The sequence below is a fragment of the Paenibacillus sp. S-12 genome (genome assembly GCF_030363895.1).
Taxonomy (GTDB): domain Bacteria; phylum Bacillota; class Bacilli; order Paenibacillales; family Paenibacillaceae; genus Paenibacillus_B; species Paenibacillus_B alvei.
On record NZ_JASIUF010000018.1, the window covers coordinates 90,877 to 106,285 of the forward strand.

Annotated in this window: 13 protein-coding genes; all 13 read right to left on the reverse strand. The window is 46.4% G+C overall.

Annotated features, from left to right (window positions below):
- On the reverse strand, nt 1-1,035 hold the full coding sequence (locus NO352_RS17815) for a TadE/TadG family type IV pilus assembly protein (RefSeq protein WP_289356324.1): 1,035 nt from the start codon (nt 1,033-1,035) through the stop codon (nt 1-3).
- Nucleotides 1,004-3,232: an acyl-CoA cholesterol acyltransferase gene (locus NO352_RS17820; protein WP_289356325.1), complete on the reverse strand. Its 2,229-nt coding sequence runs from the start codon at nt 3,230-3,232 to the stop codon at nt 1,004-1,006. Before NO352_RS17820 ends, NO352_RS17815 begins: the two co-directional genes overlap by 32 nt.
- A 74-nt stretch (nt 3,233-3,306) precedes the next feature.
- The gene (locus tag NO352_RS17825; protein ID WP_005549055.1) at nt 3,307-3,984 is read right to left on the reverse strand and encodes a pilus assembly protein; all 678 of its coding nucleotides are present in this window, start codon (nt 3,982-3,984) and stop codon (nt 3,307-3,309) included.
- 12 nt (nt 3,985-3,996) lie between these two features.
- Nucleotides 3,997-4,185, reverse strand: a complete 189-nt coding sequence (locus NO352_RS17830; RefSeq protein WP_005549056.1) for a Flp1 family type IVb pilin — start codon at nt 4,183-4,185, stop codon at nt 3,997-3,999.
- Nucleotides 4,186-4,229: 44 nt separating this feature from the next.
- The gene (locus NO352_RS17835) at nt 4,230-5,111 is read right to left on the reverse strand and encodes a type II secretion system F family protein (RefSeq protein WP_289356327.1); all 882 of its coding nucleotides are present in this window, start codon (nt 5,109-5,111) and stop codon (nt 4,230-4,232) included.
- Nucleotides 5,112-5,160: 49 nt separating this feature from the next.
- Nucleotides 5,161-5,934 (reverse strand): type II secretion system F family protein, encoded by a 774-nt coding sequence (locus tag NO352_RS17840; RefSeq protein WP_005549059.1) that lies wholly within the window; start codon nt 5,932-5,934, stop codon nt 5,161-5,163.
- Nucleotides 5,915-7,174, reverse strand: a complete 1,260-nt coding sequence (locus NO352_RS17845) for a TadA family conjugal transfer-associated ATPase (RefSeq protein ID WP_289356465.1) — start codon at nt 7,172-7,174, stop codon at nt 5,915-5,917. Before NO352_RS17845 ends, NO352_RS17840 begins: the two co-directional genes overlap by 20 nt.
- Nucleotides 7,175-7,254: 80 nt before the next feature.
- Complete coding sequence (locus NO352_RS17850; RefSeq protein WP_289356328.1) at nt 7,255-8,385, reverse strand: nucleotide-binding protein; 1,131 nt, start codon at nt 8,383-8,385, stop codon at nt 7,255-7,257.
- A 352-nt stretch (nt 8,386-8,737) separates the two neighbouring features.
- Nucleotides 8,738-10,864, reverse strand: coding sequence for a methyl-accepting chemotaxis protein (locus NO352_RS17855; RefSeq protein WP_268621390.1), 2,127 nt, complete (start codon nt 10,862-10,864; stop codon nt 8,738-8,740).
- Nucleotides 10,865-10,995: 131 nt separating this feature from the next.
- Nucleotides 10,996-11,283, reverse strand: a complete 288-nt coding sequence (locus NO352_RS17860; protein ID WP_005543874.1) for a hypothetical protein — start codon at nt 11,281-11,283, stop codon at nt 10,996-10,998.
- Nucleotides 11,284-11,652: 369 nt separating this feature from the next.
- Complete coding sequence (locus NO352_RS17865; RefSeq protein WP_289356329.1) at nt 11,653-12,444, reverse strand: alpha/beta hydrolase family protein; 792 nt, start codon at nt 12,442-12,444, stop codon at nt 11,653-11,655.
- 56 nt (nt 12,445-12,500) lie between these two features.
- Nucleotides 12,501-14,087 carry a potassium/proton antiporter gene (locus NO352_RS17870; RefSeq protein ID WP_268600480.1) on the reverse strand — a complete coding sequence of 529 codons (1,587 nt, stop codon included), beginning with the start codon at nt 14,085-14,087 and terminating at the stop codon, nt 12,501-12,503.
- A gap of 562 nt (nt 14,088-14,649) precedes the next feature.
- On the reverse strand, nt 14,650-15,294 hold the full coding sequence (locus tag NO352_RS17875) for an SGNH/GDSL hydrolase family protein (protein ID WP_483311849.1): 645 nt from the start codon (nt 15,292-15,294) through the stop codon (nt 14,650-14,652).
- Between the last annotated feature and the right edge of the window lie 115 nt (nt 15,295-15,409).

Here is a 15,409-nt window from a genome sequence, read left to right on the forward strand (position 1 = left end):
TTAATTTACTGTAAATTGCCTCTCTGCAGTTCCTCCGTCTTCTGTGTTCACGACCAATCTCCATTCACCAGATGTTGTATTGCCAGATACGAGCCATTCCCAGCTTACATTGCCGTCGGCATCCGCTTCAGCCCATCCAATATGCCTTGCTTTACTCTTTCCACTTTTATAGAAGACCACTAGCTCGACCTTTTCATGTGGTATAGCCTTAATCGCCAACTTGGCTTTACGTCCAGGCAATAAGGGATCTGGTTCCAGACTAACAAATGCAGGTGGCGCCCCCCCCTCAGCTTTTGCTTCTCCCCCAGCTGTTCTCGACTGGGGACCGTCACCAATCCATACCCGCTCTGATGCTCTCGCAGCTATAGTAATAGTCTTCAAGAGAAAAGGCACACGCATAGGTAGATCGTACTCTACCTCTATCGCAATATAAGGCTCTTCCTTATCCACAATATCCGGCAGCTTCACATGTGTAATCCGAATCCGCTCTTCCTTTAATATCCCTTGAATTCCATAACGAATGAGCAAAGGCTTAAACAAAGCTGCTCCAACGCGAGCCTGTCCCCATTCTCCTGCTGCCTCTGCTCGTTTCTCCGCCCAATCTACCATATGCTCGGAAGCCCATTGATTCAAAGGTGGGGGCAAGGCATTACTAAAGCGCTCAGCGAACTGCCGTGCTGTCATTTTTAGAGCCATTGCTGGCGGCTTGCGAAGAAAGGGGCTTTTGCTCTCTCTATCCTTTGATTCCCCTTTCTTCACTATCAGCTCGATAGGATACATGTGAGCAGCTACCTGCTTCACTGTATTCGTCGCTGCGGATTGCAGAGATGTCGTAATTACTGAGGCGTAAATCATATACACAAAAAATAAAAACAAGAACAGTACCATCGGCAGCATCAGCGCAGCTTCAATTGTGATACTGGCCCTACCATCGCCAATAAAACGGCGCATCCAGTTGCCGTCTCGTCCAAAGCAATTCCTTTTTGCAAGCTGTTTCTTGCCGTCAATATGAGAACACAGAAGTCTTTGTTGCATAGTATCTTCCATTCTCGATTTCACCGCCCAATATGCCGGTTTGCCCAATCCATTTCATTACCCCGGGCAGGAACCATAATGGTGTGCTAATTCGCAGCTCTGTGTCACCATAGGTTCCTCTAGTCGTAGGATCGATACCTGTATTTTGATGAATAAGAGCGAGCATGCGCTTCAGCATTCCTTCACGACTGCCATGAACGAGCATAAACAAACGCAAGTGATCCGAATACGACAATGTAACAGAAGGCAAGTATCTCGAAATCGGCACTTTATCTTGCGTAGCGAGAAGAATCAGATCCCGAACCGCCTGTTCAATTCCATATAAAATTGCAGCTATTAAAATGAGCAGCGGATGTTTCAACTTTGCGCACTCGATAAAACCCTCCATTGTCCGAATCGCAAGCCGCATTGCAAATATTTCCCCAAATGCTGCTGAAACATTACTTGATGGATTATGGAATCCATACAATATGTACTCAACTTCCTGGTTATGTATGGATAAGGATTGTACCAACTCTTCCGCAGGCTTATTTGACGTAAGAAGCGATTTCAGCTTCATAGGATCATAAGAGTTGAAGTAGAGGAACGCATACTCATTGCGGTATAATCGATCTCTTAACAAACTAAACCCACTTGCAATGCTGTCATAAATCGAGGTAACAGAATCCATTGACTCCTTTCCCTCTTCTACCGCATTCTCATAATGTTTGTCTGCTGCAGTCTCTTCTTCGGATACACTATCATTAAAAGCCGCGATAGCCTCTGCCTTCTTCTTTACTACTTGAAACAGTTGATCATGCTCCTTTAACTGATTCTTCAATTTTTTTAATGAAGACAATAAATCAGTTGCTTTTCCAAGCTTTTCATTTGCCTCCTTTTCTTTTTGCTTGCGCTCCTTTTCCGTGGATCGTTGCTTTTCAAACTGCTGCTCCCTGGCATCGATCACATTAGAGGCGTCTACGTAATCCTTTGCATACTGACGCCATTGCCTCCAAAAACTGAAAACTGTATTCTTTAGACTATAAGCGGATATTGTTCTCCCCATAATTTGGTTTGCCGTCGATTGAACCTGATTCGCTGCTTCATTCACTTGCTCCATGCTGCGAAGCTGTCCTTCTACCTCCTGCTTCCATTCCGTAATGAAAGTGTCTGGAATTACTAGATCATCAGCAGCTTCATTAATTCGTTTAATTGCATTTGACATCTGTTCAGAATCACTTATCGTCCCTTCACTTGGCTCACTGGATTGACCAACTTGGTCATATCCGTTGTAACTCGAGCTGGCACGCACCTCTTGAATGACCTGCTTCATCTCTTCATTGTATTGACGGGCCCTCTCAATATGGATCAGAGCTGTATTCACCCCCTTACGATGCTGATCCAATAAGCTAGAGGAAGCCGACATCAGCCTTCTAGACATATCTGATGAGTCAGTCTCATACGCATCCGTAGCATCCTCATATTGCTTGTTTTCATCTTCAGCACGGTTCTCATCCAAACGAATCTTATATACATAATCTGAATATTGTGCTCCCATATCCGCTGCACTTCGAATTGAACCCAGCGAGCTATCTCGCATGATATCGCTTTCTCCTGTCGCTATTCGGCTGGACAGGTCAGATCGTGCAGCATCATTACGAAGCGAGATCTGCAGCTTAAAGGCTGTGCGTATTTCCTTATCACGTTTGTCAACCTGCTTCTTCAACTTGGATAGCAGCTCTGTTGTTTGCGCTGCTTCCTTCATTACTTTGGACATTGGCTTCAACTTGCTGGACAAATCAAACGCAAATTGAACAGGTGCCTTGTACTTCATATCTTCTAAGATCTGCCGCTCCAACTCATCATATCGTCCAAGTTCTCTCGTAATCGAGGTGGAATGGCTGTCTAACAGCACAGATACCCATGGAAATACACCGGTAGCCTTTAGCCTCGCCTGATCCTGCATTACATAATCCATAATAATGGCAGGATCGGACTGTCCGTAAGCGAACAATTGATAACGCTGCTGCAGTGCAGGTTCATAGGCGGACATAACGGAGCGAATTCCGCTTTGAGCAAGCACCTCCGCCCGCCACTCAGCGGCCGCTATACGAGCATAATCAATGAGCACACTCGTAAACAGAAAGATTGCGGCAACGATAAAAATGAGAAGGACGGATACGGAGCCCTGAACATCTTTCCATAAACTTCGCCTCATGCGAGTTCTCCTCTCGTCCCCCATCCGCTTGAACACCTCCGCATCTATCATTGAGGTTTTTTCGATTCCATCTGCTATTTAGCTGCCCGCTTAATCGTATCAGCAGCTTGCTCATTCGTGACTCCCTTCTGCTTCCATTGAGTGAGCTTGGTATACATATACCGTCCAAATTCAACGGAACGTATAAATTCTACAGGCTCCACAACGGCTGCGGCAGCCTCGCCTTCTCCAGATACTCGACGTCCAGTAAGCTGCGCAAATGCCTTTTGGTACAAGGGACGATCAAGTGAAACCTTTACCTTGCGTTCAATTGCAATGTTGTCGAATTTCATCTCTCCCTGGAAAATAGGCGGCAAAAGTCTTCCTGCCCGCATGAGCTTCTTCTCTGGAAGTGAAGACGAGTCGCTGCTGACTGGCAGCGAAATTTCGTTCGTCACACTGCCGGTTACAACACCAAGCAAACGATCCAGCATAAAATCATCGAATAATCGCCAGTACAGCCCATCACGCTTGCCTTCTGGATAAGAACCCGTAGTTGCGTCTTTGAAGCTATTGTCCCAGAAGGCTGCTCCCCGCTCTGCCGCAAGCGTCGCAGCATGTGACGACATGACGTGCTGGAACATCAGCATCGCGAAGAAAAGCATTGCTAAAGAACAATAAAAAACAACTGGAAATATGATGCTCGCTTCAACCGTGTAAGTACCCTCTTCGGAAATAAGCCGTTTCCACCATTTATGAAGATTTTTCTTCAAGGAAATCCCCTCTTATGGTGTGCTATCGAAAATTTTATTTTTCTCGGTGTCCACCTTTGCAAATAGCCCTTTCAGAAACTCCTTGATTTGTTCCCGAAATGTAAGTGCAAGAACGACAATAACGGCAATAATGACAACAATCTCCACCATGCCAAGCCCGTCTTCTTCGACCCATAATCGTTTCCATAGTGAGTTCAACATTGTTATCCTCCTTTAATTCCAATAAAAATGAAAACACGATAATATTACCCCTGCATCATCAATAGTGCTGGCGCACCGACAACAACAAGAACAACTAGAAACATCAACATCATCGGAAATACCAGCTTCGTTGACAACTCCTCGCCCCGCTTGCGTGCCACCGTTTTGCGCTTGTCCCACAATTGTCTGCCCAAATCCGCCATCGCAAGCATGAATGTCTCCCCGCCACGCCGCTGGTTCATGAGCACTGTAGTCACGAACATAGATACTTCCTGCATCGAACAGCGCTTCGCCAGCAGCTCCATTGCCTGCGCGAAGGAATAACCGTTATGTACATCTGACATCATTCGAAACAACTCTATGTATAATGGATGCTGGTTCTCTGACTTCTTCCGCTCAATACAGGTTGCAAGTGCCTTCGGTACGGTTTCCCCAGCTTGTACAAGCAGATTTAGCTTGTTAATCAATTCCGGAAGCTCCAATTGTATGTCCTGGCGTCTTCGTTCGGCCTTGTTGACAACCTCCTTGCCGCGCACGAGCGGGAGAATGACGCCGAGCAGCATACCGCCTGCCATAGTAGTGAAGCTGCCGTCTGTTACAGCAGGAAGGAGAAATCCCGCTACGACTCCCCCGAACAGATACAGCCCCATCTCCGCCATCACTCCCCGATACATCGAATGAGATCGTGCTGGCCCATGCATTTGCATAATCGCCTGCCTTATCTTCACTAGGGCGGGGTGAGTATCCAGGGTTGGCTGCAGCTTCTCCTGCCACATCAATGATGCTGGAAGCCATTTCGCTGTTTTCATTTCCGAGTCAATCGCAGCAAGCAATTCAGCATATCGCGCTTTTCCAGCTTGATTCATCAAAACGTATAGCACGATAATTACTATACTGGATATGCCCCAGATCCAAGTAGGCAGCACAACTACCTCCCCTTTCACTAAACAACTTCATCGGAAATAAAATGTCTGATTAGACCCGAATATCCATTAATTTATGAATCAATAAAACTCCAATGGACAGCACGATTAATGCGGCCGTTGCAATCACTCTGCCAATCCCTTCATACAGCGGCGTCATAAAGTCAGGCGAGCTCATATTGAGAAATGCCAAGAACAAAAATGGGGCAGCCATCATAGCCTTCATCTCTAGCCTCTTCTGCGCCACAAGTACCTCTATCTCCTGTAGAATATCCATTTTCTCGCCAATGACGGAGGAGGTCCGGCGCACTACTTCAATCAAATCCCCGCCTGTTCGCTTACAGGTCATAAATACATCTGCAAAATTCGCAATATCATCCTGCTGCGCTCGCTCACTGAAGTCCATCATGGCTTGTTCTACCGGTTCTCCATTCTCCATGCGCAATGACAAAATGTGAAGCTCTCGAATCATATCTACATCAGTTCCAGGATAGAGAAGCCTTAGATCCTGAGCAGCCTCCCGAAATGCATTCTCCATTGACCTTCCTGCACCGAGAGCGGATGATAATGAATATAAAGTCTGCTTAAATTGCAAGGTCAATTGTGATCGTTTGCGCTCAAGCAGTGTTCGCTGGCGGATACGGGTATAGCGAACACCAATGATTGATAGCAGGATCATCCCGAGCCAATGCTGATAAAACAGGTATCCGATACCAGCCATTGCTGAACATCCCGCAAGGATCGCGAAGATCCTCTCCTTATGGTTCAAAACATATGCATCGTATCGAGGAAGTCCCGTCTCCGCCTTATCCTTCTGTTGCTTCACTTTCCCCGTCCCCTCCCACGCAAGGCAGCTCAAGTCCTGCCATTCGCAGCTTGTCCACATGTTCTAACGTCCCACGCTTAACCAGCCTCCCGATAATCCTGCCATCTTCTTGACCGCTCTCTTCGAATTGATATAAGCTCGACAACTGCACTTCGCCTTCGACAAATCCTCTTACTTCTGCAATCTCCAGCACCTTGCGCGAGCCATCTCTCATCCTTGCCAAATGCACAATCACGTCAATTGCAGAGGCAATCTGCTGCCTAACCACAATGACGGGGAGATTCGCCCCGCTTAGCACCATCGTCTCCAGGCGGCTTATCATATCCTTTGGCCCATTGGAATGGCCTGTAGATAAAGAACCGTCATGGCCTGTGTTCATCGCCTGAAGCATATCCAATGCTTCAGCTCCACGCACTTCCCCCACGATTATGCGGTTCGGCCGCATTCGAAGCGAGGCGCGAATCAGGTCTCGCATCGCAACGGCTCCCTTGCCTTCGGAATTGGCATTTCGCGTTTCGAGGGATACCAAGTTTGGAACTGAATGAATTTGCAACTCTGCCGCATCCTCGATTGTAATCACCCGTTCATCAGTTGGAATAAACTGGGACAGCGCGTTTAGAAATGTCGTCTTTCCCGAGCCCGTACCCCCGCTGATGAACAAATTGTATTTCCCCTTAATCAAGGTTTGCAGAAATTGAGCCGCATCGTCACTCAGCGCGCCATAGCAGATAAGATCCAACATGTGAAGCGGCTTCGATGGAAACTTTCGAATCGTAACCGCTGGCCCCTTCAGTGCAATCGGCGGAAGGACAACATGAACCCGCGAACCATCCCGCAATCTAGCATCGACAATTGGCGAAGATTCGTTCACCGTACGATTTACTTGAGAGACAATGGCCTGAATAACATCCTCCAGCTTTTCCTCACTTTCAAAAGAAAGATTCAGTTTCTCCATATAACCTTGGCGCTCTATGAATAATTCTCGATGGCTGTTGACCATAATTTCCGTTATTTCGGGATCTTCTACAAGCGGCTGAAGCGCGTCAAGACCACGGAAGGAATAAAAGACTCTGCGCACCACAGTTCGAAGATCAGCCGATGCCAAGTGTGCAGCCTGCGAAAAAGTGAACAAAGCTTGCTCGATTCGCTCCATCAAAGCCTCATCAGATAGCGGATCTCCCCATTCCATACTCTCACGCACCTTCTGCCGTATCGTGATATACAATTCATCAAGCGACATGCGATCCGTTTCTATCTGCAAATGCCTTTTAGTCTGGACTGGCTGATTATCCTTTCCCCGTATCATTACAAATTCACCCCTTAGCGGCCCATGCTGAATAGTCCCAACTCTGTTCCAGCCCATTCCTCCAAGGTTGAACGAAATACACTGGATTGGAGCCATTGATCGAATCGATAAATTTGCTTCCATGCTGGAATGTAAGGTAAATATCCTGATATGCCTGCTTCTCGAGGCTGCCATGCATTTTGCATGGAACCCATATATCGATTCAATACCACGCGTATTCGCTTCATTCGCTGACGAAGCACAGTCTCTTCAGCGCTTTCCCACTGCTGTAACAATATCCTCGTCTTCTGTATATAGGCCATATCATCAAGTAGAAGCCATACAACCTGATCTGCCATGTCCCATACAGCTTCAAAAGCAGGATGAATATAGGCCCCTTCAACAATAATCAGGTCGTATTGTCCGCTGTCTTGAAGCGCAGTCAACAATGAACGCAGCAGGCTCGCATCCAGCCACTTCCACTCTTCAGCCAATTGAACTGGATGAAGCATTCGTGCACCGAGCATAGGAATAGTCAGCATAGATGACTCTAAGAACAACGACTCGGACACATGCCCCTCCCCAGCCTTCTTTAAGTAATAAAAAAGCTGAGCCAAGGGGATTCGCCCTTCAGTCTGATCGTCCATACCTTGAAGGAATACGCTGTACTCCTGAATCGGGTCAATGTTAAGTAGAAAAGGCCTTAATCCGGATTTAACAGCAATTGCTGCCAAGTGAAGCGCCATAGTGGTTTTTCCTATTCCTCCGGACGTTGAGGAAATGCCAACTATGCGACATGTGCGATTACCTCTCCATGGTTCCTCATTGATATCCTCCGATTGACAATATTCAATAATCGACTGCAGCAGCTGAGGGATCGGCTGATAAGGATTTTGTAAGTGGCATGGGAAGTCTATTGCTAGCGCTTGAGCAGATTGCTCAATAGACAATGCAACCACGATGATGCCTTTAACATCCTCCTTAGACAAGGTTCGAAGCAAATCTGGTTCAGCGACAAGCACATGTAGGCCTGGCTTCAGCCGCAAATAATGGCCTAGCGTATCGGACTGAGTAAATACGCGTAAATTCATCGACTCATAGTACATGGATTGCTTCCAATAATCCGTATAACCGTCCAGTATGCGCTTTTGCGGATGAGCAATCACAACATCCCATCTGCTAATACATCTCTCCCCTTCCTACTTCACGGTTTAGAACGCCCCTACACCATACCTGGACAAAACAAAAAACACCGCCATCAAACGGGCATTAATGCTAATGCCTCGCTTAATGACGGTGCTTCCGTACATTTTCCGTGTGAAGTTAGTTCAACAATAGCACAACAACATCCATAATTCAACATATTTTTCATTTCTTGAACATTACACTCTAGGTGTAGATGGATACATCGCAGGCTGCTTCAATTGGGCATAAAACTACGATAAATGAACGCCTTCTCCAATCCCCGCACAAAATAAAGCCCGTATCTCTAACAGATACGGGCCTTCGCGAATGATTCTAATATTTGAATTGAGATAAGGTTTCCTTGAGGTTTGAGGATACTTCCTCAAGCTGTTGCGACAACTCAACTAAGCGGTTCGAGACATTCAACTGTTCCGTACTTAATGATGCCACCTCTTCGGACGTAGCAGATGCCTCTTCAGCAACTGCACTTACATTGCTCATCGCTTCAACTAGAATGGATTGAGCCTCGTTTAATCGTCCAATCGAGCCCGTCACATTTCCAAGCTGTTGAATCATGCCATCCATTTGCTGCTGCACAGTCGAGAAGATTACATCCGTTTCCTGCACAGCTTCTGCTTGCTTCTGGAAGAGCGGGAACGCTTCCGACAGCGCCGTAACCGTCTCTGTAATCTCCTGCTGAATTTTCTCTGTAATTTGTCCAACGACATCGATGGATTGACGAGATTGGTCAGCTAGGTTGCGTATCTCATCTGCAACAACCATGAAGCCTTTGCCCGCAGTTCCTGCACGCGCAGCCTCAATGGTAGCATTCAAGGATAGGATGTTCGTTTGCTTCGTCATGTTATGAAGTACGTCCAATATTTTACGAATCGATTGTGTACTATCGCTAAGTGTATTGACCTTCGTTGCAAGAGATCGCATCATATCTCCTGTTGAAGTCGTGCGGCTCATCAAGGAGGTCATATTTGCCGCCCCAAGCGTGCTCGATTCCGCAACAGCCTGAACAGAAAGATCCATCTGTCCATTTGCATCAATAACAGTCGTCATCTGTGAAGCAATATTATGCGTCAGATCATGACCGCGTTCTGCTTCAACAGCCAGAGATGTAGCACCTTTAGCTATCTCTTCAGTCGCAATCGCAATTTCCTTCGCGGAAATGGCCGTGCTGCGAGATGCTTCCGATAAGTAGGCAGCAGTATCCAAAACAGCGCGAGCACTTGCATCTGTGCTTTTCACGAGATCCGTAATTTGCTCCATCATCGTATTAAATCCATTTGCAAGCTGGCCAATCTCATCCTTGGACTTGGATACCGCACGAACTGCCAGATTTCCCTGTGCCCCTTCATTCATTAAATTGCGGAGCTTCACGAGCGGAGTAGCCACCCACTGGATAACCAGCCAGCCGATCACAACCGCGATGACAGCAGCAGCAAGCATGGAGATGAATGTAAGAGTCAGAATGGATTTCGCTTCTTTCACTAGCTCAGCCACAGGAACCGCTCCAACGAGCATCCAACGGCTCGATGGCATCTGATCATAGACAAGAAGCATGTCACCATCAGAATCAGAAGCCACCTTCGTGCTGCCGCTAACGACACTCGCCGTATCCTCAATATGAGGCATGAGCCACTTTGGAGCTTCCTTGGTCAGCTTATCATCATCTTCAAAATAAATATAATGTCCACTGCGGTTCATCACTTGAACCGTAGATCCGTCACCCAGATTAATTCCTTCCAGCGATTTCGAAAAAGTAGCGATTCGAATTTCCATCAGTACAATGTATTCGGCCATGCCAGAGTTCAAATCCCGCATCGGACGCGCAATTCCAAATGTAGCTTCCGGCGCCTTATCCACCCCTTTCGGCATAGTATCTACCCAAATAGATTGTCCATTGCTCTTCGTCGCTTCTTCGAACCATGCCTGTTTGCGCAAATTATCCAAATTGCCGCGCAGGCCAAGTGCAGCCATTGTGTTGCGCTTCGGATCGATCGGAATAAGATAAATATTTTCGATTAGCGGATTGCCTACGCTGTAGGTTTGCAGCGTTTTCGTAATCGCTTCCATCGTTTGAATCTTTTCATATGCGCTAATCTGATTGTCCTTCAACGTTTTGAGCGAGGCTGTCAAGTTAGGATCGAACATGATCTGCATCGTCATATTGTTGAACTGGGTCAGTTGAAGATCAATTTTTTGCGCGGCCTGAACCATCGTTTGGTAATTGGATTTAGATGCTTGATCTTCAATTGCATTCTTAGAGAAGAAATATGAAATCATGCCTACACTAAATACAAACACAATAATACTGATGACAAACACCAGAAATAGCTTCGTTCCTACGGAACGCGATGGATTCTGAAATACGGAGGAAACGAATGATTTCCAATTCAAATTCCACTTCCTCGGTGTCGTCCCTTGTGCTCTCTTAATCCCCTTGAACAACCGATTCATCTCCTTATCCCTATATGTACCTTTCCTGCTATCGAAAGCTCGTCCCCTTACATGCGGCTGCAAAAACGCACCTAAGGGGAGAACTTAGCATCCGTAATAACAAATGCTTGCTGCTTTACAACCTACTGCAGTTCCAAATCGAACGCCTGCACGACATCAAGCTTTGCTACCTGCACCTCGCGGAAAAACTGAAAATCAGGATGTTCTTCCATCAACTTCGTGCGTGCCTCCACTTTTAACTGCTCTTCTGTCATTGGTTCTTCTGACCCAATAACCAATTGATCTACGCGTTCTCTGTCCCTATGATCAAAATCAACAGCCTCAGTCGTAACATCCACGATATGGACATAGCGATATGGGCTGTATCCAACGTGTTTAAACGCATCATTCAGCTTCTCGTACTTCATCATCTATTGCCTTCACCTTTCTTCTCTTAACCTTGCTGTACTTTCACGTACTACTATATAATATCGGTTAATTAGTCCTATTTCACAATAGCATTATGAAACATTTTCCTCATTTTTTTATTACTCAATCTGTCAGTATTCCATTTCTCCGCGACGCAAAGACGACCATAAAGAGCAAAAACGCACCTGCTCGCAAGCAGATGCGTTAATCGCTTTAAGAGTCCCGCCCTACCTGGAGTTGGGGGGCAGAAGGACGGGCACCTTGCATGACATATACGTATTCCATATCGCATACACCACACCTGAATCTATTGTGCAGCATCTTTCATACCAATAAAAGGAGATAAATCACATCAATCTATCGTAAACCAGCTAATCCGCTAAAAAATGTACGACTGCCTTACATACCTGCTTCGCATGCTCAGACAAGGAAAATACATGATCCGAACCATCTATCCACGTGATGCCGGCTCGCCCTTCCATTGCGGCAGCTAAGCGATGCGAAATATAAGGAGGCACAGCGCTATCAGCGGTTCCATGAACGAATAAAGTCGGACACTGGATGCGAGATGCGGCAGCATACATATCGTGCTGAACAGTATCTTCCAGCAGCCCTTGACCTACGATGAAGCCGTTCATCTCCATGCGGCCTTCCTCCATCAACTGCTTAAAGCGAGGCCCAGACGCTTCCCTAGCTACAATATCAAAAATATTTGCAGCAGGACACAACCCCACCAAGCGATGCAGCTCATCTCCCAGCTGTGCTCCCGCCAGAAGCGATACCGCCCCACCCATACTGAAACCCAATAAGCTGACACGATTCGGATCGATGCCATCCATACTACGAACAGATCGGAATACTGCTAACGCATCAGCCAGTTCAGAAGACAGCGTCATTTCTTCAAACGTTCCGTCGCTCTCCCCACTTCCAGCAAAATCGAAACGAATGGCCGCCACTCCCGCTTGTGCAAGCTGTTCGCTTAGTCTGCGAAAAAATCCCCTTCCTTCCAACATATGTCCTGTAAATCCATGACACATGACGACCGCTGCAACAGGAGCGCTTGCAACCGGTAGGGTAATTAGTCCACGCAGTGTTTTGTCGTCCCGTTTCCATTCCGCTGACTGCTTGCGAATACTGAAGGTGTGCTGCTCCATCCCTAACATACGATTCTACTTCCCCCTTGAAAGTCACTATAATCGTACTATTCGCTCTTAACCGTTCATGTTCCTTTTTTAGCAGACAGGTTCATTTCGTTCTTTTTTTCTAAAGCTGAACTTTTAATCTGAGCCAACCCCGCTTGTTCTTCTACTTCTATAGCTTCATCCGCTGTCTCTAGCGGCGACTCAGCATGATTGCTGCTGGTTACTGTACATCGCCCATCTGCAATCTCCGTGAACAATCTTCTAACTTCATCCCTTTGATTTTTGGCAACAAGCACGTACGCCACATCCCCAGCCAGCAGCTGCGTGGTTCCTTTAGGCGCTATCATTTCTTCACCGCGAATAACGGCAGTGATCAAGGTATCTTCCGGCAATTTGAGCTGATGAAGATAACTATTCTCCACGCAAGCCCCTGGTTCAATCGTTTTCTTGACCAAATCCATATTCGTCTTGCCGACCGATACCAGTTCAAGTGAATGTACTTGCTGTCCGCCTGGCTCCCCTGTCAGCCCAAACCGCTTCGCAAGCGGAGAAATGGTAGCGCCTTGGATAAGCGCAGATGTCAGAACAATAAAGAAAACAATATTGAAGAATAGCTGTCCATGCTCCAATCCTGCAATAAGCGGGTAAGTGGCCATGACAATCGGAACCGCGCCTTTCAAGCCAGCCCATGCGATAAGCGTCTTCTCCTTGCCCGTAAACTTGCTGTACATCAGACTGATAAACACGCCGATCGGTCTCGCCACGAACATGAGGAGTAGAGACAGCACCAAGCCTTGCCATGTAATCTCCAGCAGTTGAAAAGGGAATACGAGCAATCCCAGCATAATGAACATCATAATCTGCATCAACCACGAGAAGCCCTCATTGAATTTTACGATTGTATAGCGATACTGTAGATCGGAATTGCCTATAACTAGCGCCATTACGTATACGGCGAGGAAGCCGCTACCCTTCAGCAGCCCGACTCCACTATAAATGAGAATAGCGAATCCAATCGAAAGTACAGGATATAAGCCCGATGTATCGAGGGCAATCCGATTCAATACTTGAACAGCAATCCAGCCAGCGAGCAACCCTAATCCAAGTCCAAGCCCCATTTGCCACACAAATGAAAACAGCATTTCCCAAACCGATAAGTCCGGAATTTGAATCCATTGGATGAATGATATCGTCAAGAAGACCGCCATTGGATCATTCGTGCCTGATTCTGCTTCTAGGGTAGACGTTAATCGCTTTTTTACATTTTGACTGCCGAGAACCGCGAAGACTGCCGCAGCATCCGTTGAGCCGACAATCGCACCAATAAGCATGCCTTCCTTCCAGTCAATGCCCAAAATAAATACGGAGCACACTCCGAATATCGTAGCGGTAATTAACACGCCGATGGTCGCAAGCGACACAGATCCGCCAATTACGGGCTTGATGTCACGCCAGCTTGTCTGCATACCTCCATCGAACAATATAATGATTAGAGCCAAAATCCCGAATAACTGCGTCAGATTCGCATTATCGTAATAAATAAGGGGATTCAATGCCATACCTACAATAATAAACAATACAAGTGATGGCACATTGAATCGATTCGAGAATTTGGCACTAACCACTCCCGCCAGAAGCAAACCACCAAATAAGAAAATAATCATATCCGTCGTCCACAAATTCGCATCAGCCCTTTCCGTCGTGTAATCGCTAACAGCATCATTTTGGGCAATCAATGGGAGGATTGCATGGGTATACTGCTAATACTCTTATTATAACGTATTCCGACCGAATAAATAAGAAAAACTTATGAACAGGCTGCGAAAAATAAGACCGACAGCAAAACAATGCTGTCGGCTTCAAGACGTGATCATAAGTATCATTTATAATTGTCTGCCCTTCTTCCCGGCACAAACAACACCTTGTGCAGCAAACTCTTCAACATTTCTGTTAATCCATACGTTCAACACATGCTTGACTGTAGTGTACGGACATCTTCTTCCCTCTGATTCATTGAAAAAATCGAATAAGGAAAGTTTGTTCGGTTGTAAACGTTTGCATTTGGTGCGGTTCTTTATTCCTTGATCAAAGATCGTACAACAATGGATAAAAAGTGAATACGAATAATATGCGGCAGCCATAAGGAAATAGTTGACAGGAAGAGATGGCAGCATCTCCTTGCTCGTTCACTTACCACTTACCTATAACTTCCTGTCCGTATGAGGATTAGTTAGAAAAGCAGACCTTATAAAGCGCCTTAGCCAGAGCCATATGCCCCACAATGCTCGGATGAACTCGATCCCAAGCTAGTGCAGCCGGATAGAAATGCTTGAGCAGATTATCCATAACCTGTTGCGTATCAACAAGCACTGCTCCATGAACATTCGCCAAATCCTTCACGATCCGGCCATATTCATCCATGGTCTGACGCATGGCATCTTCTTTGTTCGGTTCTATATAAAATGGCGTCATAAGAACAATCTCGCGCACATTTGGCTTGGAGCGTTCAATAAGATGAGTGTAAGTATCGGAATACCGCTCTGACCCTACATGTTGTTCGGACATGTAGGGCATGTCGAACTGGCGCCACACATCATTAATACCGATGCAAATGACGAGAACATCGGGCTCCAGCTCTTCGACATCTGTCTCCCATCTGCTCTCTAAATCAACAACTGTATTTCCGCTAACACCCATGTTTACAATGCGAATTTCTATTTCTGGATGCTCCGTTTGAACCAATGCATCGAACAAGGATACATATCCTTTTCCATTGGCTCCGAAAAGCCCCTCTCCATATGGCCTTGCCCGTTCACAATCCGTAATGGAATCCCCAATGACAACGACCTTATCCCCATGCTGCAGCATGATGCAATAACCTCCCCACACAATATGGAAACCATCTCCAGAACATACCCCGAATAAGGAGCTTTTTTCCTCGTACATAATTCAATAGAGCGATCATTAATTCCTGCTGGCTCAGGAA

What these genes read in the sequence shown, in the direction of transcription:
- NO352_RS17845 (WP_289356465.1), bottom strand. Translation starts at nt 7,174, where the DNA reads ATGTCGCTTGATGAATTGTATATCACGATACGGCAGAAGGTGCGTGAG.
- NO352_RS17870 (WP_268600480.1), bottom strand. Translation starts at nt 14,087, where the DNA reads ATGATTATTTTCTTATTTGGTGGTTTGCTTCTGGCGGGAGTGGTTAGT.
- NO352_RS17865 (WP_289356329.1), bottom strand. Translation starts at nt 12,444, where the DNA reads ATGTTAGGGATGGAGCAGCACACCTTCAGTATTCGCAAGCAGTCAGCG.
- NO352_RS17860 (WP_005543874.1), bottom strand. Translation starts at nt 11,283, where the DNA reads ATGATGAAGTACGAGAAGCTGAATGATGCGTTTAAACACGTTGGATAC.
- NO352_RS17820 (WP_289356325.1), bottom strand. Translation starts at nt 3,232, where the DNA reads ATGAGGCGAAGTTTATGGAAAGATGTTCAGGGCTCCGTATCCGTCCTT.
- NO352_RS17815 (WP_289356324.1), bottom strand. Translation starts at nt 1,035, where the DNA reads ATGCAACAAAGACTTCTGTGTTCTCATATTGACGGCAAGAAACAGCTT.
- NO352_RS17830 (WP_005549056.1), bottom strand. Translation starts at nt 4,185, where the DNA reads ATGTTGAACTCACTATGGAAACGATTATGGGTCGAAGAAGACGGGCTT.